The sequence below is a fragment of the Vibrio harveyi NBRC 15634 = ATCC 14126 = KCTC 12724 genome, from assembly GCF_001591145.1.
Lineage (GTDB): Bacteria > Pseudomonadota > Gammaproteobacteria > Enterobacterales > Vibrionaceae > Vibrio > Vibrio harveyi.
The window spans coordinates 1-1,210 of sequence record NZ_BCUF01000132.1; the positions used below are offsets into that span (position 1 = coordinate 1).

Here is a 1,210-nt window from a genome sequence, read left to right on the forward strand (position 1 = left end):
TTAACCTAGTAGGCTTAGCGCTGAGTTAGGCGCTTGTTTCGCTTGCGCAAGGATTGAGCTTGACGCTTGCGATAGAATTTGTGACTTAGTCATTTGAGTCGTTTCTTTCGCGAAGTCGGTATCTTTAATACGGCTCTTCGACGCGTTCACGTTCTCGTTGATGTTGTCCAAGTTGCTGATTGCGTGGTTGAAACGGTTTTGGAAAGCACCTAGCTCTGCACGGTGGCTATCTACGTATTTCAACGCCGCATCAATGATAGCGACAGATTCTTGTGCGCCACCTACTGATGTTACATCGATGGTATCAACCGTTACTTTCTTACCATCGCTTAGACCTAACTCACCAGAAAGACCGCCAGAAAACTCTACTTCGCCTTCAACTTTGTTGTTACCAGCGAAAACTTGCAGTTTACCGTCTTGGTCTACTGACGCTTTCACTAGGTCTGTTTGACCGTTGATGTAAGTCGCAAGCTCTTCGATATCGTCACCCGCTTTTGCGCTGATGTTGATTTCTTGCTCTTTACCGAAGCTGTCTGTCAGACTGATTTTCAGGTCGTTTTTGCCCGCTTCAACACCCCAGTCTTTATCTTTGCCTTTTTCAGCTTGGTAGCTCACGCCGCCCATCATTTGGTTGTCAGAGCGCATGTCTTTTAGGTTTAGCATCACGGCTTCACCGTTGTCCGCACCGATTTGGAAAGACTGAGTACCGTAAGTACCGTTAAGTAGACGGTTACCACCGAATGATGTTGTTTCAGCGATACGGTTTAGTTCGTCGTTTAGTGCCGTTACTTCTTCTTGAATCGCAACACGCTCAGATTTTGAGTTAGAGCCGTTCGCTGATTGAAGAGATAGGTCACGCATACGTTGTAGGATGTTGGTTGTCTCGTTCATTGCACCTTCTGCTGTTTGTGCAATCGAGATACCGTCGTTCGCGTTACGAACAGCCACATCCAAGCCACGGCTTTGTACGTTCAAGCGGTTCGAGATTTGAAGACCCGCAGCGTCATCTTTCGCGCTGTTGATTTTGAAACCTGAAGACAAACGTTCCATTGAAGTTTGTTGTGCTGAGTTTGCGTTGTTTAGGTAACGCTGAGCGGTCATCGCTGATACGTTAGTGTTTACATTCACTGCCATGGTGATTTCTCCAATTGATTTTCCGATGTAGCGGTTTCCGACGTCTCGGAAAACCAAGTAGTTCTCTCAAAGTTAC

The 1,210-nt window shown here is 46.5% G+C and carries 1 protein-coding gene; it reads right to left on the reverse strand.

The window, feature by feature from the left end:
* Positions 1 to 1,134: a flagellin gene (locus tag VHA02S_RS24815; RefSeq protein WP_005447265.1), complete on the reverse strand. Its 1,134-nt coding sequence runs from the start codon at positions 1,132 to 1,134 to the stop codon at positions 1 to 3.
* Between the last annotated feature and the right edge of the window lie 76 nt (positions 1,135 to 1,210).